The organism is Pseudomonas sp. R3-52-08 (genome assembly GCF_003851745.1).
Classification (GTDB): domain Bacteria; phylum Pseudomonadota; class Gammaproteobacteria; order Pseudomonadales; family Pseudomonadaceae; genus Aquipseudomonas.
Map to the genome: position 1 here is coordinate 3519279 of NZ_CP027730.1, position 19297 is coordinate 3538575.

Sequence of the window (19297 nt, forward strand, 5' to 3'; positions counted from 1 at the left end):
AGTTAAGGGCGCATGCAGTGCCCAGCGTTCCCTCAACCTGCTGCGGCAACCGATAAATGGTCGCCGCGGCTCTGGGCCAGGAGCCCATCCACCACGCGGCACAGGCCGCCCGACGCATTGGCACCCGCGCTGCGCGCCTGCGCGTACCAATGCAACTGCTCGGTTGCACTGTTACCGCGCCGCAGCAACCTGTGCAGGCTGTCAAACAGCTGGCCTTCACCCAGGGCGTCGGCCGTGTCGGCGAACCTCTGGCAAGCGCGTTGCAACCACTGGTGCGCGCTGCAAAGGGCGCCTGAGGCGTCCAGCGCAAAGGTACCGGCTGCGCCAAAGCGCTTGGCTTGCCAGCGGTTTTCCTTGAGCAGCCAACGCATCTCGGGGGTGAAGCCCGCACCGGGCTGCTGCATCGAGCAGGCATGGCTGACCATCACCCGAAATAACGTCGCCAGGGCCAGGCCATCTTCCAGCCGCGGGCATGCATCGGTCATGCGCAGTTCAAGGGTGGGATAGCGCGCCGCCGGGCGAATGCCCCACCAGCCGTTGCCATCGGCTTCGATCGCGCCCATGCGCTGCAACATTGCCAAGTAGCGCTGGTACTCGTCCCAGTCGGCAAAATGCTCCGGCACACCCATGCGCGGCCACTCATCGCAAGCGGCCTGGCGGTAGCTCATGAAGCCCGTGGGCGCACCGTTCCAGAAGGGTGAGGAGCAGCTCAACAACAGCAGTAACGGCAACCAGGGCAACACCTCGTTCATCACCGCGATGCGATCGACCCGTGCCGGTACCTCGACATGCACGTGCAAGCCACACAACACACTGCGCCGCGCCACGTACTGCACATCCTCGAATAATTGCCGGAAGTGCCCGTGCTCAGTGGGCCGTTGCTCACGCCAGTCGGCCAAGGGATGGCTGCCGGCGCACACCACGCCCAGGCCGAAGTCAGCCAAGGCCCGCGCCAGGTTGCGGCGCACCGTTGCCAGGTAGTGGGCCGCCTCCTCACCGGAGTGGAACACCGGTGAGGCGGCCTCTATCTGGCCCTGGAACATTTCATGGGTAAAACCCTCACCGATGGCTTCTCGGCAGGCCGCGATTACGGTTGCCGAGGGTGCGGCGAGCATCTGGCGCGTGTGCAGGTCAGTGATGAAATACTCCTCTTCGACACCGAAGGTGAGCATGAGCGTTCAGCGCAGGCGTGTAACGGTAAGTGCAACCACAGCGATCCGCTCGACGCGTTCATACCCCGGTTTATCGAGTTCTTCGCCGAAGACGTCTGGGTCCAGTTCACGGTAGGTCCAGCCATAGGCGTCGCTGGTCAGCAGCGGCTTGACCGCCTCCAGAAACGCATCGCCGCCCGCCACCATGGCCACGCCGGTATACAACACCAGGCTGCCGCCAATGGCGAGGCGTGGGAGCGATTCGCTGACGATGCGCACCGACAGCTGTTCGCCCAACGCGCCACCGCCGTGGCGATAGGCGCGCTGGCGGTCGTCATTCATATACGGCGGGTTGGCGACGATCAGGTCGAATTCGCCGTCGACGCTGGTCAGCACATCACTCTGGTACACACTGACATTCGCCAGGCCGGCCAGCTCGGCATTCACCGCAGTCAAGCGCAGCGCACGGGGATTGATATCCACCGCCAGCACCTCGGCGTCGTGCCGCGCATGGGCGATGACCAGCGCGCCGACACCCGCCCCGCAACCGACGTCCACCGCACGCTTGAGCGGTTCGAAACGCTGCTGCAGATGGGCTTGGATAACCTGGGCGAATCGATAGCTGTCGGGGCCGAAAAACACCGCGTCCGCCTCGACGGTGGGAAAAGGCGAATGGGCAAACAGCAGGTCATCCAGGCTCGACCAGCGCACCGTGCTGCGCCATAGGGCGTCGTGTTTTTCGATCACCTCGGCCTGCTGCAACTCGTCACGAAACGCCTCGGGCAACAGCTCGTTGTCAAACGGCATCGACCAGCCGAATACGTCACGCATATTCATCGCCAGCGGCGTGCCCAGGCGCCGGTACACGCGCTCGTGGGTCAGCGGCGTCGGCGTGATAAAACGGTAACCGCTTTCCTTCAAGCCTCGGCCGAGGTTGAGCAGGGCGCGGTCAGCCAGTTGTTGTGCAGACATGGAGTTTCCTTAGCGCAGGCGTGCGCGCAGTTGGATAAAGCGGCGGGTGGCGTACAACCCTGCGGGGCTGCAGTGACGCCGCGCCGACATCCACGAGATCAGCGCGGTGAGCTGCTGGTCATCGGGCAAGTTCCATAACGAATCCACCAGGGCCTGGGTGTCAGGATCCGCAGGACGATGCTGCTCGCGGGAGAAACGGCTGCCACGGCCCGGACGAACCGGCGGCACGCGCTGGGTGCTGATCCAGTCCCCGGCGATCCAGTCATGCAGCACCTGTTTTTCATAACCGCTGAACACGCCGAACATTGCCGCTCCCGCCCCCTCGATCAACTGCCAGAAGCGGCTCTCGGCGGGATCCTGGTTGCGCTTGATCCAGCCCTTGTCTTCCATTGCCCTGAGGAAATCCCCGATCTGGCCGGGCTTGGCCAGCCACTGGTTGACGGTCTTGCCTTCGAAGCGGCAGTAGTCCGAATGCATGTGCTGACCAAAGGTGCGCTTGCGTTCGAGCATGGCCACCACTTCGTCCTGCAGATCGAAATCTGCGATGACCGCCGTGGTGCCTGGGCCGAGATCGTTGAGGCGATACCCGGCCGCAACACGACGGTAGAACGCCTCCCTGCCCTCCCCCAGCGGCAGCAAGCTCAACACCGATTGCGCGGCTTTGCTGGCGTGGCCGCTGCTGGCGTTGTCGATGGTCACGTGGAGGGTGAAGTAATAGGGGTCGATGCCCAATTCACTGAGTTCGTATGAAGTGATCAACAGGTGCAGTGGCAACTGCTCGTAACCCAGGTTGTAACCGATGACTTCCGGCAGGAACTCGTCGGCGCACAGGCCCAGGGCCAGCTGCAGGGCGCCTTGCAGGTAGTGGCCATCTTCAAGCCCGGCCTCGCTGTCAGCATCGTGCTCACTGAGCAGCTTGCGATAGATCACCACATGGTTCTGCGCGGCTTCGCCGTCGCCCAACTCTTCGAGGTAGGTGGTCAGCAGGCCGTCGAAACGCTGGTCCTGCCAATAGCGCAACAGGCCGTAGAGCCAGGCGCCGTCGACCTGTTTGGTCGGGGCCACGCGCTGCAGCACATACAACGCGTGCGCCTTGTTCTGGAAATAGCGACGCGGCCGGCCCTGCTGGCGTTGCTCCAAGTACTCGGCATAAGCCTGGGCCACGACGGCGCAACGCTGTTCGACCCAGGCCAGCAACTGCTCGGGCACGTCGGGCAGGTCGCAAGCGGTGTCTTCTACGTGCGCCAACTGATCCTGCAGGTAGTCACGCGCCAATGCTGCCGCGCCTGGGGCTTCACCATACAGCTGTTGATACACCCGTTGATGCCGGCCAGGGGCCGAGTCGGTGAGAGAGGCCGGTTGGCCCGACAGCGCAGTGAGGAGTGTCATGGTGGCAGTTTCCGCAAAGTCCGTTACAACGGGCCACCCGGCAAGGCGGCCCCGCAAAAGCGCTTCAAACCACACGCTTATGGAATGCAGAGCCTCGGGATGTGCGAAAAATTCAAATGAGGTTGTAAAAGGGGGGATAAGCGGTCGCTCGGCAAGTTGCAAATGCCTTACGGGCTCATGAAGCAGATTCAAATGTGGGAGGGGGCTTGCTCCCGATAGCGGTGGATCAGTGAGTGCATTGGTCACTGACAAACCGCTATCGGGAGCAAGCCCCCTCCCACTTTTGATACTCAGTGTCCCTATTACTTACGCGCCGCCTCCCACTGCTTGAGCAGGTCGTTGTAGTTCACGGTCTCGCCTTTAGGCTTCTCGTTCGCCAGTTTCGGCTTCGGCGCGCCAGGCTGGTCGAACCAGTATTGCGCGTCACGCTCGGGGTTCATTTTCGGGCCGCACACCGGTTGCACCTTGGAGCGCTCCAGGCGCGTCATGATCGCGTCCTGTTCCTTGGCTAGGTTGTCCAGGGCCTGTTGCGGGGTTTTCTCGCCGCTGGCGGCGGCCGCGATGTTGCTCCACCACAGTTGCGCCAGGCGTGGGTAGTCCGGCACGTTGGTACCGGTCGGCGACCACTCGGTGCGGGCCGGGCTGCGGTAGAACTCCACCAGGCCGCCGAGTTTGGGGGCCATGTCGGTCATGGCCTGGGAGTTGATATCGGACTCACGAATCGGCGTCAGGCCGACGATGGTCTTCTTCAGCGACACGGTTTTCGAGGTCACGAACTGCGCGTAGAGCCAGGCCGCGAGTTTCTGCTTCTCCGGCGTGGACTTGAGGAAGGTCCAGGATCCTACGTCCTGATAGCCCTTTTTCATGCCCTTTTCCCAGTACGGTCCGACCGGTGACGGCGCCATGCGCCATTTCGGCGTACCGTCGGCATTCACCACCGGCAGGCCCGGCTTGACCATGTCGGCGGTAAAGGCGGTGTACCAGAAGATTTGTTGGGCGATGTTGCCCTGGGACGGCACCGGGCCGGATTCGGAGAAGGTCATGCCTGCCGCTTCCGGTGGCGCGTAGGCTTTCATCCAGTCCACGTATTTCTGCGTGGCAAAAACAGCGGCCGGGCCGTTGGTGTCACCGCCGCGAGTGACGCTGGAGCCCACCGGGTGGCAGTCCTCCACGCGAATGCCCCACTCGTCCACCGGCAAGCCGTTGGGCAAGCCCTTGTCGCCGCCACCGGCCATGGAGAACCAGGCATCGGTGAAGCGCCAGCCCAGGGATGGGTCTTTCTTGCCGTAGTCCATGTGCCCGTAAATGCGCTTGCCGTCGATTTCCTTGACGTCTTCGCTGAAGAATTTGGCGATGTCTTCATAGGCCGACCAGTTCACCGGCACGCCGAGGTCATAGCCGTACTTTTCCTTGAACTTGGCTTTCAGCTCCGGGCGCTCGAACCAGTCGGCGCGGAACCAGTAAAGGTTGGCGAACTGCTGGTCGGGCAGCTGGTAAATCTTGCCGTCCGGGGCGGTGGTGAAAGACAGGCCGATAAAGTCCTTGAGGTCCAGGGTCGGCGAGGTGAAGTCCTTGCCTTCGTTGGCCATCAGGTCGGTGATGGACTCGGTCTTGCCGTAGCGAAAGTGCGTACCGATCAGGTCCGAGTCGTTGACCCAACCGTCGTAGATATTCTTGTCGGACTGCATCTGGGTTTGCAGCTTTTCCACCACGTCGCCTTCCTGCAGCAGGTCGTGGGTCAGCTTGATCCCGGTGATTTCGCTGAAGGCCTTGGCCAGCACCTTGGATTCATACTCGTGGGTGGTGAGGGTTTCCGACACCACGTTGATCTTCATCCCACGGAACGGCTCCGAGGCCTTGATAAACCACTTCAATTCCTCCAATTGCTGTTCGGCCGTGAGGGTGGACGGCTTGAACTCGCTGCCGATCCATTTTTTCGCGGCATCTTCATACGCATCGGCCCAGGCCGTAGCGCTCAAACCACTGAGGGCCAGTACGGCGGCCAATGAAATGCTATGTCGCAGCTTATTGTTTTTATTCAACATAGAGACCTCCTGGTTAATTTCAAGACGGGACTCGCAGACACCCCTCTCTTGTAGGAGCGAGCTTGCTCGCGAAAAACTCAAAGACTCCGCGGGCTACCGGGAACACCGCGTTATCGTTGACGATTTTCGCGAGCAAGCTCGCTCCTACAGGGTGTGCACACCTAGCCCCAGCGCATCACACTCAACAGCCACACCAGGGACAGCGCAGTCGCCACCCAGATGCTCCAGCCGGTGGCGCCGATTACCAGCAAATGCAGGTAGGCGCTGCCGAGAAGACCGATAAACAAGCGATCACCACGGGTGGTGCTGATCGGCAGAAAACCACGCCGAGGGATACTCGGCGCGCGCAACTCCCAGGTGGTCATGCCCGCCAGAATCAGCGCGATGCCGCCAAAGAACAGTGCAGTCGGGGTGGTCCAGGCCATCCATTCCATCATCGATTCCTCTAGACCCGGCCCAGGGCAAAGCCCTTGGCCACGTGGTTACGAACAAACCAGATCACCAGCATGCCCGGCAGGATGGTCAACACCCCCGCCGCCGCCAGTACGCCCCAGTCGATACCCGAGGCCGACACCGTGCGGGTCATCACCGCTGCGATGGGCTTGGCATTGACCGAGGTCAAGGTGCGCGCCAGCAACAGTTCGACCCAGGAAAACATGAAGCAGAAAAACGCCGTAACGCCGATACCGGAGCCGATCAACGGGATAAAAATCTTCACGAAAAACTTGGGGAAAGAGTAGCCGTCGATGTAGGCGGTTTCGTCGATTTCCTTGGGCACTCCGGACATGAAACCTTCCAGGATCCACACCGCCAGCGGCACGTTGAACAAACAATGCGCAAGCGCCACCGCGATATGCGTGTCAAACAGTCCGATGGACGAATACAGCTGGAAAAACGGCAGCAGAAACACCGCCGGCGGCGCCATGCGGTTGGTCAGCAGCCAGAAGAACAGGTGCTTGTCGCCCAGGAAACGGTAGCGCGAAAACGCGTAGGCCGCCGGCAATGCCACGCTCAGGGAAATCACCGTGTTCAAGCTCACGTAGTACAGCGAGTTGAGGTAGCCGGTGTACCAGCTGGGGTCGGTGAAGATCACCTTGTAGTTGGCCAGGGTGAAATCCTGCGGAAACAGGGTCAACCCGCCGAGGATTTCGGTGTTGCTCTTGAACGACATGTTCAGCAGCCAGTAGATCGGCACCAACAGGAACAGGATGTAGATCAATAAGGGAATTAGCTTGCGCTTGCTCATGTTGGCGGCCTCAGCGGTTGGCGTCGGAGTGGGTCATGGCGGTGTAGAACAGCCAGGACACCAACAGGATGATCAGGAAGTACACCAGCGAAAACGCCGCCGCCGGGCCGAGATCGAATTGGCCTACGGCCATCTGGGTCAAGGTCTGACTCAGAAAGGTGGTGGCATTGCCCGGCCCGCCACCGGTGAGTACGAACGGCTCGGTGTAGATCATGAAACTGTCCATGAAGCGCAGCATCACCGCGATCAACAGCACGCTTTTCATCTTGGGCAACTGGATATGTCGGAAAACCGCCCAGGCCGACGCCCGATCAATGCGCGCAGCCTGGTAGTACACGTCCGGGATCGCCCGCAGCCCCGAATAGCACAGCAACGCCACCAATGAAGTCCAGTGCCACACGTCCATCACCAGCACGGTGACCCAGGCGTCCATGGTGTTCGCCGCATAGTTATAGCTGATACCCATGGCGTTGAGGCTGTAACCGAGCAGGCCGATATCGGCGCGACCGAAAATCTGCCAGATGGTGCCGACCACGTTCCACGGAATCAACAAGGGGATCGCCAGCACGATCAACACCAGCGACGACCAGCGGCCCTTGGTCGGCATGGTCAGGGCGATGGCGATGCCCAGCGGGATTTCGATCAGCAGCACACAGGCCGAATAGATGAACTGGCGCAGCAGCGAGTCATGCAGGCGCGGGTCGAGCAGCACCTGTTTGTACCAGTCGGCGCCGACGAAATAGCGGCTGGACTGGTCGAAAATGTCCTGCACCGAGTAGTTGACCACGGTCATCATCGGGATCACGGCACTGAACGCCACCAGCAGGAACACCGGCAACACCAGCCACCAGGCCTTGTTGTTCTGCACCTTGTTCATGGCAGTTCCTCCAGCAGGTAATCGTCGGCGTAGAGCATCAGCCATTGCGCGGGGAAGCTGATGCAGGCGCGGCCTTCGGGCACCGGTTTGTCTTCGGCCAGGCGCACTTTGAGCGTGGCGCCGTCGAGGTTGAGGGTCATGATTTTGTAGGTGCCGAGGTCTTCCACATGTGTGACGTCGGCCTGCAAGGCGTCAGGGTTATGCTCGTCCCACACATGGATGAATTCCGGGCGAATACCCACCTGAAGCTTCTTGTAATCGGTGGCAGCGAGGCGTTGCTGCAATGCCTCGGACAACGGCAACGACGTGTTGGCAAACCGCACCCCACCCGCCTCGGCCTGCACCTCGATCAGATTCATCCCAGGGCTGCCGATGAAATAACCGACAAAGGTGTGGCTCGGCCGCTCGAACAATTCGCGTGGCGTGCCGAACTGCACGATCTGCCCGCCGTACATCACGGCGATTTTATCGGCGAAGGTGGATGCCTCGAGCTGGTCGTGGGTGACGTAGACCATGGTGATGTTGAACTGCTCGTGAATCTGCTTGAGCTTGCGCCGCAGTTTCCACTTCAGGTGCGGGTCGATCACTGTCAGCGGCTCATCGAACAGGATCGCCGACACGTCGTCGCGCACCAGGCCACGGCCCATGGAGACTTTCTGTTTTTCGTCGGCGGTGAGGTTGCGGGCTTTTTTGCTCAACAGGTTTTGCAGGTCGAGAACCTCGGCAATTTCCTGCACCTTGCTGTGAATTTTCGCCTCGGCCATGCCTTGGTTGCGCAGGGGAAACGCCAGGTTATCGAACACCGTCATGGTGTCGTACACAACGGGGAACTGAAACACCTGGGCGATATTGCGCTTTTCCGGGGTGAGGTCGTTGACCACTTGGGTATCGAACAACACCTGGCCCTCGGACGGGCTGAGCAGGCCGGAAATGATGTTAAGCAAGGTCGACTTGCCGCAGCCCGACGGCCCGAGCAAGGCGTAGGCTCCGCCCTGCTCCCACACATGGTTCATTGCCCGGATGGCGTAATCCTCAGGGCCGCTCGGGGTCGCGCTGTAGCTGTGCGCCAGGTTCTGCAAATGGATCTCGGCCATCAGGCAACCCTCGCGACACGGCGCCCAGGGGCCTGGACCAAACGGCCCTGGCCATCGAACACAAACAGTTTATGGGTAGGGATGTACACGCGGATCGGCGCATCGACGTCGTACTCGTGCACCCCCGGCAGGTGCAATACGAGCAGGAAGTGTTCGCTGCGCACATGCAGGAAGGTTTCCGAGCCGCTGATCTCGGCGACTTCCACGGTCACCGCCAGCTCCAGGTCATCGTCGTTGCTCGGCACCAGGCTGATATGGCTGGGGCGCACGCCAAAGCGGAACTCACCTTCGCCGATGGGGCGCAGGTCGACATTGAGCGGGAAATGCACGAAGTTGGCGAAACTCACTTCGTTGCCACTGATGCGCCCCGGCATCAGGTTGATCGGCGGCTCGGAAAACAACTCGGCAGCCAATACGCTTTGTGGCTGGTGATAGACCTCGGCGGCCTTGCCGCTCTGGATCACCCGGCCTTCATGCAGGATGGTGGTGGTACCGCCCAGCGCCAGCGCTTCGTTCGGCTCGGTGGTGGCGTAGATGGCGATGGTGTGGCGCGCCTTGAACAGTTCGCGCATTTCCTGGCGCAGCTCTTCGCGCAACTTGTAATCCAGGTTGACCAACGGCTCATCGAACAGGATCAGCTCGGCGTCCTTCACCAACGCCCGGGCCATGGCCGTACGCTGCTGCTGGCCACCGGACAGTTCCAGCGGGTGACGCTGCAGGAATTTCTCGATGCGCAGCATCCGCGCCGTTTCCAGCACCTTGCTCTGGATCAGCTCGTTGGACACACCGGCCTGGCGCAAAGGCGAGGCGATGTTCTCGAACACGGTCATGGTCGGGTAGTTGATGAACTGCTGATACACCATCGACACGTTGCGCAGGCGCACCGGTTTTTGCGTGACATCCACACCGTTCATCAGGATGCGACCGCTGTCGGGCTTGTCCAGACCGGCCATCAGGCGCATCAAACTGGTCTTGCCGGACAGGGTGCGACCGAGCAACACGTTGAAGGAGCCCGCCTCGAAGCGCAGGTTGGCGTCGTCGATCCAGGTTTGACCTTCGACAACGCGGGAGACATGTTCCAGGGTCAATGACATGACACGACCTTTTTATTATTGGAATGAATCTGGCCAGTTATCAGAGCGAGTTTCGTGCCAGAAATGGCAGGTGGTTGATTCGTAAGAGAATGGGTCAATGTGCTGTTCGGGAGTGAACAATTTGACTGCGCAACTGAACAGCCAGGGGGTTGACAATGAACAGTTTTGAACAACACTCTTCAGATCCCAACAAAGGCCAAATGTGGGAGGGGGCTTGCCCCCGATGGCGGTACATCAGTGAAAAACGTGCTGACTGACCCACCGCTATCGGGGGCAAGCCCCCTCCCACATTGACCTGGTTACATCCATTGGATTGTGCAAGACCCCAAAACAATAAAAATGAAGGTCAATACATGGCCGAACCACTGACTCACGACACCATCATCCAGGACTCCTGGCGCCGTTGCCGAGCATTCGGCCTGGATCACCAAAGCGTCCCCAGCTTCGACCAACTGCCCGCCGAGGGCATTCGGCAGTTGTTGGAGAGCCAGCATTCACTGGTGCAGACCACCCATCAGGAGGTGCTGCCCTACTACGAGAACATCCTGAGCAATTCCAACTGCCTGATCATGCTGGCCGACAACCAGGGCCAGGTCCTGACGTCGTGGGGCACCCAGCGCTTTATCGAGCCTGGGCTGGCCCGTGGTTTCAGCGCGGGCGCGAGCTGGATGGAACACGCCAGCGGCACCAACGCCATCGGCACCGCGTTGGCCTGTGCCCAGGCCGTGCATATCGAGCACGACGAACATTTCCTCAAGGCCAACCGCTTCATGACCGGTTCGGCGGCGCCGATTTTCGACGCGCAACGCGAGATCATCGCGGTGCTGGACGTTTCCAGCGACAGCTACCTGCCGCCCTCCCACACCCTGGGCATGGTCAAGATGATGAGCCAGACCGTGGAAAACCGGCTGATCCTCAACCTGTTTCGCGGCGAGCATTTCCAGCTGACGTTCAACACCGGCCTGAGCAACCTCGACAGCCAGTGGGCAGGCCTGCTGATTTTTGATGAAAGCGGCCAGGTGCTGTCGGCCAACCGGCGCGCGGATAACCTGCTGGGGATCAGCTTGTCGAGGGTGATGATCGACAGCTTGTTCAAGGTGTCGCTGCTGGAGTTGTTGAATCAGCCGGAGGGGCTGGCGTTTTCCCTGCAAGCAGCGGGACGCAATCGCTTCCAATGCCTGCTCAAGCGCCCCAGGCAGACGCCGGTACAAGCGCGGGTGTTCAATGAGCCGGCGCCTGCGAAGCCGAGCGCCGTCAGCCTCACCACCCTGCATTTTGGCGATATGCGTGTGGAGAAAGCCGTGCGCCAGGCCGAGCGCCTGCTGGAGAAGGACATTCCGTTGTTGATCCACGGCGAAACCGGCGTGGGCAAAGAGGTATTCGTCAAAGCCTTGCACCAGGCCAGTTCCCGTAGCCGCCAGGCATTGATCGCGGTGAACTGTGCGGCGATTCCGGCTGAGCTGGTGGAATCGGAACTGTTCGGCTATGAAAAAGGCGCGTTCACCGGCGCCAATCAAAAGGGCAGCATCGGCCTGATCCGCAAGGCCGACAAGGGCACGCTGTTTCTCGATGAGATCGGCGATATGCCTCTTCCCACCCAGGCGCGACTGTTGCGGGTACTGCAGGAACGCTGCGTGCAGCCGGTGGGCAGCAGTGAGGTGTTCCCGGTGGACTTGCGCATCATCTCTGCGACCAACCGCGTGCTACGGGAGCTGGTGCAAGCCGGGCGTTTTCGGGAGGATTTGTATTACCGCATTGGTGGCCTGACCCTGGAACTGCCGCCGTTGCGCGAGCGCAGCGACAAGCAGGCGTTGTTCCAGCAACTGTGGCAGCGACACCGCGACCCCACGCAGTGGGCCGGCCTGAGCGCCGAGGTGCTGAAGCTGTTCGAACAGCATCCATGGCCGGGCAATCTGCGCCAGGTCAGCAGTGTGTTGCAGGTGGCATTGGCGATGGCTGAGGAACAGCCGATCCGTCCGGAGCATCTGCCCGATGACTTTTTTGTGGATTTGCAGGGGCCGATACCGCAGCCCGCCAGCGAGCGCCTGGATGACAGCATCGACCTGACGCAACGCTTGAAGGCGGCAGGCGGCAACATATCGCACCTCGCCCGCGAACTCGGGGTGAGCCGCAATACCCTGTATAAGCGCCTGCGCCAGAACGAAGGCTGAACCGGCACGTCAGGCAGCCAGATGCCCCTTCAGCGCCAACGCCACGACACGCCGGTATAGAGGCCCCGGCCATCGGCCGGTGTGGAGCGCGCGACATCCAGGCCTTTGTCGTCATAGCCCGGGGTAACGGTGTTGGCATAACGCCGGTTGGTCAGATTGCGCAGATCGACCCAGGCCTGCCAATCCTGCTTGGGCGCGTCAAAGCCAAACGTGGCGCCTAGGGTGGTGTAGGCCGCGGCGTAGTAAGAGTTGGCGTAGTCCACCGCCACCCGCGAGGCATGCTCGGTGTTGAGGCTGGTGTAGAAACCGCTCGGATGGCTGTAGCGCAACTGCGCCTGATAATAATGCTTGGGAATGCCCGGCAAGGTGTTGTCACCGAAACGCTCGTCATCGCGGTAATGGAAATCACTGAAGGTGTAGGCTTGGCGCAGCGCAAGCTGGCCGTTGCGACCGCCCTCCCATAGCGGGCTGAGCAGGCTCAGTTCCACGCCCTGATGCACGGTGGGGCTGGCGTTGGCTTCGGCGACGATGGCATTGCTGGTCGCGGTCTGGGCCTGGGTTTCCACGGTCAACAGCTCGTGGCGAACTTCAGAGCGGTAGAGCGCCAGGTCCCACTGGCCTAGCCAGGCCTCACCGCGGCCACCGACTTCCAGCGTCGTCGCCGTCTGGTTGCGCAACTTCACGCCTTCGCGCTGCAAGCCGGTGGCCGCGCCACTGCCGGTACCGAAGTATTTGTTGGAACCCCAGATCATCGACCAGGCGTGCGGCGGCTCTACCGAGCGGCTCAGGTTGGTGTACACCTGCAATTGCGGGGTGAAGTCATAGCGCAGGCCAATGCGTGGCGCGTAGTCCCAATCGTGCTGGCTGGTCGGTGCCTGGCCGTCTGGATAGGTGACCTGGGTTTCGCGGCGGGTATAGATCGCGGCCAGGCCGGTGGTCAGCCATAGGTCAGGCACCAGCTCCAGTTCGTTGCCGAAATGCAGCACGGTGTCGGAACCCAGGTAGGTGTAGTCACGGGTCTTGGTGCCCGGAGCGTAGCCGGCCGTATTGCCCGCCGGGATGCGCACGTACTCCGAGGCGCCGTTGTTCGGCATCGCCTGGGAGGTGCGCAGGCCGAGCGTGGTTTTGCTGTCGTGGCCGAACAGACTGTCCTGGCGAATGTAATTGAGGGTGCCGCTGATGTCGGTGTAGGCGACTTTCAGGCGGTTGGTGCCTTCGCGCAGGTCCATCGGGTAGTCGTGATAGGCCAGCCCGACTTCGACGCGCGAAGCGTCATCCAATTGCAGGGTGGTCTTGTTGGCGATCCAGGTGGAACCCGGTTGCAAGCGCTTGGAATCGCGGGCGGCGTTGAGGCTGTTGGCGGCACGCGGGTCATGGCTGATTTGGTAACGGGTGAGCTTGCCCGGGGTGTCGTTGGTGGTTTCGCGGTAGCGAAAATAGAAGCGCGTTTCCAGGTCCGGGTTGAAGCGATAGCCAAAGTTGGCCGCGACGCCCTTGCCGGTGCCAGCGCTCTGGTGCTGATAACCGTCGGACGCAGAATCGGTGAGGCTGATGTAGTAATCGGCATCCCCGAGCACCTGGCCGGAACTGATCTCGCGCTGGGCGTAACCACGGCTGCCCGCTTCATAGCGCAGTTGCAGTTTGGGCGCATCAAGACCGGTGCGGCTGACATAGTTGACCGCGCCGCCCAGGGCCAACGCGCCCCGGTCGAAGCCATTGGCGCCGCGCAGCACTTCTACCCGGCTTTGCCAAAGCGGGTCCTTGAGCTCATAGGGCGTACCGCCGGGGCCGGTGAGCGGCAGACCGTCGAACATTTCGTACAGCCCGGAGGCATGAGCACCGGGGCTGCGGTTCAGGCCCGAACCGCGAATGGACAGCTTGACCCCTTCATTGTTCGCCGCCTTGGCGTATACCCCGGCCTGGTATTTGAAGACGTCCTCATTGGTGCTGATTCGCCCTTGCTGCACGCTGTTCATGTCAATGAAATTGGTGCCGCCGGGCACGCTTTTGAGCTGCGCCTGGGCGATTTCGCCGGCGCTGGCTTGGCCCGTGGTGACTTCGACCGGCGCCAATTGCAGGCTGTCGGCCTGTACCAGCGAACTGAGGGCCAGGGTGGCGAATAGCAGCGGAGGTTGTCGCAACAGCATGGGCGGGTCCTTGGAAGACAGGGCGTGGACGGCAGCGCCGGCACGCGAACAGTCATGGGAAGGCGCCCACACCCGCCAAGTCACGCGCGCACCGGGATTCGCTGGTAAGTCCAAAATCGAATTAACAAATGAAAACTCAGTATTTATAGAAATAACCGCTACGCTTTACTGTGGGTCATCGAACCCCCCACCGCCGAGATCCCACCCATGCAAACATCCGCCACCCTCATCGACTTCACCCTTCATCGTAAGCGTCGCCAGGCACGTGCGGCGGCCGAGTTGATGTGGGCGATGTACGCCGCGCGTGCAGGGCTGGCCGTGTTTACCGCGCGGGCCTTGGCAAACAGCGATACCCGCCAGGCGTAACGCCGATGAACTTCCTTCACGCCATTCCCGAACCGCCTGAGCCGCCGCCCACACCCAGCACCGACGATGACGTGATCAGCCTGTGCGTGGCGCATAACCTGCAACGCCTGCGCAGCAAGCGCCACCTGTCATTGGACGGGCTGGCGCGTGCCTGCGGCGTAAGCCGTGCAATGCTGGCGCAAATCGAGTCCGGGCGCAGCGTGCCGTCGATCAAGGTGCTGTGCAAGATTGCCAAGGGCTTGAAGGTGTCGGTGGCGGCCTTTCTGGAAGACCGCGCGTTCGAGGGTGTCGAAGTGCTGCCGGCGCGACAGAGCAAACGCCTGGTGAGCGCTGATGGAGCGTTCGTCAGCCGCGCGTTGTTCCCTTTCGATAGGGCGCGTCAGTCCGAATTTTATGAAATCCGTCTGCGAGGCCTGGGTGAAGAAGTCTCCGAGGGCCACGGACCCGGCATCCAGGAAAACCTGGTGGTCGCCCAGGGGGTGCTGGAGGTCAGCGTCAACGATGAGCGCTACCTGCTCTCTACCGGCGATTCGATTCTGTTTTTCGCCGACCAGCCGCACCGCTATCGCAACCCGGCTGACAGCGAGGCGGTGGCGTTCCTGGTGATCATTTACCCCGAACGCCTGGACTGAATGCAAAAAGCCCCGAAAATTCGGGGCTTTTGTCTGCCAGGCGAGCTGTCAGCAGGTGCAGCACATCATCGGCATGCCGTTGCAGCTCATCATCATCGGCATGGCGCAGTCGTTAATCATTTTGTTCATCAGCATGCAGCAGTTTTCCATCATGCCCATGCTCATGCCCGACATCGGCATCATTTTGCACAGCATGCTGTCACCCTGCAGGGTGCACTCCATCACGCATTTCATCATGCCCATGGGCATCGGCATGTTCATGCTCGACAGCATGTTCATCGCGTCCGCCGACATGCACATCATGTTCATATTGGCGCACTGCATCATCATCGGCATGCCGCAGTTCATCATCATCGCCATCATCTCGGCGCTGGTCTTGAACTGGGCCATGTCCATGCCTGCGGCAGGTTTCATGGTGCACATCATGGCGTCACCGGCCATTTCGCACTGCATGGTCGCCATCATCATGGGCATACCCATCATCGGCATCATTGGCATGGAGGTGTTCATCGGCATCTGCATTGCGTTCATCATGTTCGAAACTCCGTAATCGACAGGAAAGGCCAGGTTCTGGCGCCGATTCTAGAACCGACAGGCAACGGCGCAAGACGTTGGCAGAGCAGCAGGATTGGATGTTCGAAGGGCGACTTGGCCGGTTTTAACACGCGCAAAAACCGGCATCACGTCGATACCGACGCTGCAACGGCAAAACACGCCATGTAAGTTGCGAAATGGACGCGATGGATATGCGAACCAGGAACTTAAATATTCCAGATGGAAATAAACGATCTAACCCACTGCAAATAGATCACTTGCGCGCCCCGCTGCCTGGCAATTCCAGGGTTTGCGTCAGATCGTCAGCGTCCGACCCAGCAGGAAATCTGAACCCATACATCTCATCGGTGGCCAGGATGTCGGCAAGCGCATCGCATAGCTGCGCCTCGGTCGGTGAGTCGCGCAGCAGTTTGTGCGCGGATAGCAAAACCTCCGAGGCCACTCCTTGAGCACTCGCGGCGTCGATGACAGCAAAAAGGATAAATCGCAGGCGGATTTCGCGATCAGTAGGCCAAACCGTTTTTCGCTTACCCAAGGTAGGCACTCGTGTTTAAGAAAAGTCCGAGGCTAGGGCCGACCGGGGGCGTGTTTCAAGCTGTCCAGGGCATCATAGGCATCTTCCTACAGAGGAAAAAGAAACATCGCACCCACAGGCCTGTTCGTGCCCCCGCGTGTCACTGCACAGGCAGGAAATTCATCAGCAGCAGACTTTGCGCATAGTTGAGGCCGATACGTCGGTAGCGCTCATCGAGTATCTGGGTCAGCAGATCCAAGCGTGCGACGATCTTGCCGAACTCGACGGCGAAACTGAGGTTACTGCCCTCCTCCGATATTTCATTGGAAAACAGCAGCAACACGCCATTGGCGTCCTGACGCTGGCCGAGCAGCCAAGTGGCTTTCTCGATATTGCGTGCGGCGTTGCTGACAAACTGGGGGTTGATCGAGTCGGTCACATAGAACTGCGTACGCCCTCCGTGTGCGGTCACCAGCATGCTGCCGATCGCGTAGATGAACGCCCCCACCCGATCACCTCGAAACTCCGGGCTCAGGGAGTAGCTCAAGGCCACCAGATCACGGCGCTCTCCCAGCGCAGGCAATGGCTGACGGTTTTCGATGGCCTGGCGAATAGCGCGCGCAGCGCTCACCGCATCCGGATAACCAGACTGGCGCCACTGGTTGGGATTGCGCAGGTAAAGCTTGCTCATCAGCAGATACAGGCTTTGCAGGTTGTCGCGCATGCCCAGGGTGGCCATGCGGTCCACGCTGGTTTGAAAAAACTCATCGGGCTTGCCATCGCTGAACTGCCTGGCGATGTCGCGCCCCTGTTGCTGGCTGCAACCGACGGCACACAGCGCCAGTATCGCAACCAGCCACCGCGGCCAACGGGTGATAAAAACTGTGAACGTTCGATGCATCGGTACCGGGTCTACGCCTGTTGGCCAACCGCAGGAATCGGATGGCTGGGACAGAGGTAGATCAGGAAAACGGGAAAAAGTGCAGCACCACGGGTTCAGATAAGCATCGGACTACAGGCCCGGCCTTTAACTATTAAACGTGTAGAAAATTTGAATTAGCGAGTTGCCCCCTCGGTCAAGAATTATGGATACGATAAATCTGACGAGGTAACAGCAATGACTATCCAGGCAGAGACACTCGTACAACTGACCGAAGCGCTGAAAGAGCGCGGCCTGAATCTGGTTTCAGATGTCCACTTCACCCGCGCACCCTATCGGCATAATCACCGCTGGATTTGCACGGTAGAGTAACGGTCCACACTGCTGACGGCTTGGCGGCGTAGCCGGCCGTTGGCACCTTCCAGCACTGCGCAAGGGACGCCTACATAAAACAGGCCCCGATCTGCTGGGACTGTGTAAAACTCATGCTTTGGTGACAGTCACCGCCTCCCTGCAGACCTTGCGAGTAATCACATGATCGACGGTTCCGCTGTGTTAACAGTGTTCTTTGTCTACTTGGCGGGTGTCGTTATTCCTGGCCCGAATTTCGTTGCCGTCGTCCATAAGGCGGTGGCCGCTACGCGCGCTGAAGCCCTGGCTTTGGTCGCGGGAATCGTGGTGGTCAATCTGTTCTGGTCAACCTGTGCGATTGGAGGGCTGGGGATCGTATTCGCTGCTCTCCCCTGGGCCGCCTTTGTTGTGAAGATGCTCGGGGCCGCCTATCTGATGTGGTTCGGGTTCCGATTGCTACTCAATGCCGGCAGGAATGCTATCGGTCCCTCAAATGATACCGTAGCCGGCAGTTGCCGACAGTCCTTCACTCAAGGGGTGATTACCAACCTGGGCAACCCGAAGTCCATGGCCTTCTATGCCGCAGTATTCTCAGCCGCAGCCCCCGCCCACGTTTCGCCAGGCACGTTCTTGTCGATGCTGGCCGTTGTCGTGGTAGTTTCGATGGTTTGGTATGGAATGGTCGCAATCGCTCTTTCCCAGCCCAGGATTGCCAGCGCTTATCAAGGACGCAAAAAAGCGATTGATCGGCTGTGTGGAGGGTTGATTTTGTCGTTGGGGATTCGTCAGTTGATTTAGCAGTCCTGTAACCGAGAACTGAGCTGGCTATTCACTCCAATCAAACCTCAGGATTAGAGGCTGCCTGCAACGTCGAGGCGATAAGGTCACGCAGCCATCTATGGGCCGGGTCTCGGTGCAGTCGTTCGGGCCATAACATCAGCATTTCAAAACCGGGAATGGCCAGTGGAGGCGCTTGGACGTGAAGTGCCGGCTCATCTCGCACCAGCCTTTCTGGCACCACCGCCACAAGGTCGCTGTGCGCCAATGCTGAGACAAGCGAGTTGAAATTGGACACTGACAATACGACGCGTCGTTCAAGCCCTTTCACTGCCAGTGCCTGATCAGTAGTCCCCACGAACCCAGCGCCATCAGGTGACATAACAGCATGTTCAAGGGCGCAGAACGCTTTGAGCGATAGCTTGGCTGCCAACGCCGGATGGCCGCGCCGCCCTGCCAGCACGTAGCGTTCGTGCACCAAAGACCGATGGCGCAGTTTGGCTGGAGCGTCATCGCGGGTGTGCAGCGCCAGGTCGAGCTGGCCGTTCTCCAGTTCATTGGCAAGGCTGACGGGATGCTTGTTCAACAGTGCCAGGCGGGTATTCGGGGCCAGGCGCCTGAGCAGCGCCAGCGAGGGCCAGACCAAAGCGGTGGCTGCATAATCACTGGCTGCCACCTTCCACGTCTGATGGGACATCGCGGGCTCAAAAGCGCCGCCAGGACTGAGTGCGCCTTCCAGCGCTACCAGCGCTTCACGCAGCGGCCCACGCAGTTCACGGGCCCGCTCGGTAGGCGACATGCCTCGCGGGCCGGGCAGCAACAGGGGATCGTCGAGCAGTTCTCGCAGTCGGCCCAGTTGCAGGCTGACGGTAGGTTGGGCGAGGTTGAGCAATCGAGCGGCCCGCGTAACGTTCTGCTCGGACAACAGCGCATCCAGGGTGACCAGCAGATTGAGATCGAGACGGCTCAAGGTATTGTGCATGTAAATACCATATGTTTCAGAAATTCATTTCTATCATACCTGGTTCGTCGTTAC

Annotated in this window: 18 protein-coding genes; 5 read left to right on the plus strand and 13 right to left on the minus strand. The window is 60.4% G+C overall.

From position 1 onward, the window contains the following. Window positions 1-32 precede the first annotated feature (32 nt). From C4J91_RS16005 to C4J91_RS16045, 9 genes are all read right to left on the minus strand, one after another. A complete protein-coding gene (locus C4J91_RS16005; protein ID WP_124363233.1) occupies window positions 33-1172 on the minus strand; it encodes a carboxylate-amine ligase in 1140 nt (379 codons plus the stop codon). A gap of 6 nt (window positions 1173-1178) precedes the next feature. Further along, complete coding sequence (locus C4J91_RS16010) at window positions 1179-2123, minus strand: class I SAM-dependent methyltransferase (protein WP_124363234.1); 945 nt, start codon at window positions 2121-2123, stop codon at window positions 1179-1181. Between the two features lie 9 nt (window positions 2124-2132). Beyond that, window positions 2133-3512, minus strand: a complete 1380-nt coding sequence (locus C4J91_RS16015; RefSeq protein WP_124363235.1) for an iron-containing redox enzyme family protein — start codon at window positions 3510-3512, stop codon at window positions 2133-2135. A gap of 302 nt (window positions 3513-3814) precedes the next feature. Further along, a complete protein-coding gene (locus C4J91_RS16020; protein WP_124363236.1) occupies window positions 3815-5557 on the minus strand; it encodes an ABC transporter substrate-binding protein in 1743 nt (580 codons plus the stop codon). A gap of 161 nt (window positions 5558-5718) precedes the next feature. Further along, window positions 5719-5991, minus strand: coding sequence for a DUF2160 domain-containing protein (locus C4J91_RS16025; RefSeq protein ID WP_124363237.1), 273 nt, complete (start codon window positions 5989-5991; stop codon window positions 5719-5721). An 11-nt stretch (window positions 5992-6002) separates the two neighbouring features. After that, complete coding sequence (locus C4J91_RS16030; RefSeq protein ID WP_003232361.1) at window positions 6003-6803, minus strand: carbohydrate ABC transporter permease; 801 nt, start codon at window positions 6801-6803, stop codon at window positions 6003-6005. Window positions 6804-6813: 10 nt separating this feature from the next. Next, the gene (locus tag C4J91_RS16035) at window positions 6814-7680 is read right to left on the minus strand and encodes a carbohydrate ABC transporter permease (RefSeq protein WP_124363238.1); all 867 of its coding nucleotides are present in this window, start codon (window positions 7678-7680) and stop codon (window positions 6814-6816) included. After that, window positions 7677-8774, minus strand: a complete 1098-nt coding sequence (locus C4J91_RS16040) for an ABC transporter ATP-binding protein (protein ID WP_124363239.1) — start codon at window positions 8772-8774, stop codon at window positions 7677-7679. The genes C4J91_RS16035 and C4J91_RS16040 overlap by 4 nt, the downstream gene beginning before the upstream one ends. Beyond that, on the minus strand, window positions 8774-9868 hold the full coding sequence (locus tag C4J91_RS16045; RefSeq protein ID WP_124363240.1) for an ABC transporter ATP-binding protein: 1095 nt from the start codon (window positions 9866-9868) through the stop codon (window positions 8774-8776). Before C4J91_RS16045 ends, C4J91_RS16040 begins: the two co-directional genes overlap by 1 nt. Before the next feature lie 353 nt (window positions 9869-10221). Here C4J91_RS16045 and C4J91_RS16050 point away from each other — a divergent pair, with 353 nt between their 5' ends. Further along, a complete protein-coding gene (locus C4J91_RS16050) occupies window positions 10222-12039 on the plus strand; it encodes a sigma-54-dependent Fis family transcriptional regulator (protein ID WP_124363241.1) in 1818 nt (605 codons plus the stop codon). Between the two features lie 29 nt (window positions 12040-12068). Here the strand turns inward: C4J91_RS16050 and C4J91_RS16055 are convergent, their stop codons facing one another. After that, a complete protein-coding gene (locus C4J91_RS16055; protein ID WP_124363242.1) occupies window positions 12069-14186 on the minus strand; it encodes a TonB-dependent receptor domain-containing protein in 2118 nt (705 codons plus the stop codon). 207 nt (window positions 14187-14393) lie between these two features. Here C4J91_RS16055 and C4J91_RS27585 point away from each other — a divergent pair, with 207 nt between their 5' ends. The 3 genes from C4J91_RS27585 to C4J91_RS28190 are packed head-to-tail and all read left to right on the plus strand — an operon-like array spanning window position 14394 to window position 15734. Next, on the plus strand, window positions 14394-14552 hold the full coding sequence (locus C4J91_RS27585) for a hypothetical protein (RefSeq protein WP_164484546.1): 159 nt from the start codon (window positions 14394-14396) through the stop codon (window positions 14550-14552). A 5-nt stretch (window positions 14553-14557) separates the two neighbouring features. After that, window positions 14558-15184: a helix-turn-helix domain-containing protein gene (locus tag C4J91_RS16060; protein ID WP_124363243.1), complete on the plus strand. Its 627-nt coding sequence runs from the start codon at window positions 14558-14560 to the stop codon at window positions 15182-15184. Window positions 15185-15239: 55 nt separating this feature from the next. Next, entirely contained in the window at window positions 15240-15734 is a 495-nt protein-coding gene (locus C4J91_RS28190) for a hypothetical protein (protein WP_372238291.1), read from the plus strand. Window positions 15735-15992: 258 nt separating this feature from the next. Here C4J91_RS28190 and C4J91_RS16070 read toward each other — a convergent pair whose 3' ends face one another. Together C4J91_RS16070 and C4J91_RS16075 are read right to left on the minus strand one after the other, a co-directional pair. Next, window positions 15993-16274, minus strand: coding sequence for a hypothetical protein (locus tag C4J91_RS16070; protein WP_124363244.1), 282 nt, complete (start codon window positions 16272-16274; stop codon window positions 15993-15995). A 139-nt stretch (window positions 16275-16413) separates the two neighbouring features. Continuing rightward, window positions 16414-17154 carry a hypothetical protein gene (locus C4J91_RS16075; RefSeq protein ID WP_124363245.1) on the minus strand — a complete coding sequence of 247 codons (741 nt, stop codon included), beginning with the start codon at window positions 17152-17154 and terminating at the stop codon, window positions 16414-16416. A gap of 513 nt (window positions 17155-17667) precedes the next feature. Here C4J91_RS16075 and C4J91_RS16080 point away from each other — a divergent pair. Further along, window positions 17668-18282, plus strand: coding sequence for a LysE family translocator (locus tag C4J91_RS16080; protein WP_124363246.1), 615 nt, complete (start codon window positions 17668-17670; stop codon window positions 18280-18282). Between the two features lie 40 nt (window positions 18283-18322). Here C4J91_RS16080 and C4J91_RS16085 read toward each other — a convergent pair whose 3' ends face one another. Then, on the minus strand, window positions 18323-19243 hold the full coding sequence (locus C4J91_RS16085) for a LysR family transcriptional regulator (RefSeq protein ID WP_124363247.1): 921 nt from the start codon (window positions 19241-19243) through the stop codon (window positions 18323-18325). Window positions 19244-19297: the final 54 nt, after the last annotated feature.

What these genes read in the sequence shown, in the direction of transcription:
- C4J91_RS16020 (WP_124363236.1), bottom strand. Translation starts at nt 5,557, where the DNA reads ATGTTGAATAAAAACAATAAGCTGCGACATAGCATTTCATTGGCCGCC.
- C4J91_RS16075 (WP_124363245.1), bottom strand. Translation starts at nt 17,154, where the DNA reads ATGCATCGAACGTTCACAGTTTTTATCACCCGTTGGCCGCGGTGGCTG.
- C4J91_RS16025 (WP_124363237.1), bottom strand. Translation starts at nt 5,991, where the DNA reads ATGGAATGGATGGCCTGGACCACCCCGACTGCACTGTTCTTTGGCGGC.
- C4J91_RS16030 (WP_003232361.1), bottom strand. Translation starts at nt 6,803, where the DNA reads ATGAGCAAGCGCAAGCTAATTCCCTTATTGATCTACATCCTGTTCCTG.
- C4J91_RS16015 (WP_124363235.1), bottom strand. Translation starts at nt 3,512, where the DNA reads ATGACACTCCTCACTGCGCTGTCGGGCCAACCGGCCTCTCTCACCGAC.
- C4J91_RS16005 (WP_124363233.1), bottom strand. Translation starts at nt 1,172, where the DNA reads ATGCTCACCTTCGGTGTCGAAGAGGAGTATTTCATCACTGACCTGCAC.
- C4J91_RS16060 (WP_124363243.1), top strand. Translation starts at nt 14,558, where the DNA reads ATGAACTTCCTTCACGCCATTCCCGAACCGCCTGAGCCGCCGCCCACA.
- C4J91_RS16045 (WP_124363240.1), bottom strand. Translation starts at nt 9,868, where the DNA reads ATGTCATTGACCCTGGAACATGTCTCCCGCGTTGTCGAAGGTCAAACC.
- C4J91_RS16040 (WP_124363239.1), bottom strand. Translation starts at nt 8,774, where the DNA reads ATGGCCGAGATCCATTTGCAGAACCTGGCGCACAGCTACAGCGCGACC.
- C4J91_RS16080 (WP_124363246.1), top strand. Translation starts at nt 17,668, where the DNA reads ATGATCGACGGTTCCGCTGTGTTAACAGTGTTCTTTGTCTACTTGGCG.
- C4J91_RS16035 (WP_124363238.1), bottom strand. Translation starts at nt 7,680, where the DNA reads ATGAACAAGGTGCAGAACAACAAGGCCTGGTGGCTGGTGTTGCCGGTG.
- C4J91_RS16055 (WP_124363242.1), bottom strand. Translation starts at nt 14,186, where the DNA reads ATGCTGTTGCGACAACCTCCGCTGCTATTCGCCACCCTGGCCCTCAGT.
- C4J91_RS16010 (WP_124363234.1), bottom strand. Translation starts at nt 2,123, where the DNA reads ATGTCTGCACAACAACTGGCTGACCGCGCCCTGCTCAACCTCGGCCGA.
- C4J91_RS16050 (WP_124363241.1), top strand. Translation starts at nt 10,222, where the DNA reads ATGGCCGAACCACTGACTCACGACACCATCATCCAGGACTCCTGGCGC.
- C4J91_RS16085 (WP_124363247.1), bottom strand. Translation starts at nt 19,243, where the DNA reads ATGCACAATACCTTGAGCCGTCTCGATCTCAATCTGCTGGTCACCCTG.
- C4J91_RS27585 (WP_164484546.1), top strand. Translation starts at nt 14,394, where the DNA reads ATGCAAACATCCGCCACCCTCATCGACTTCACCCTTCATCGTAAGCGT.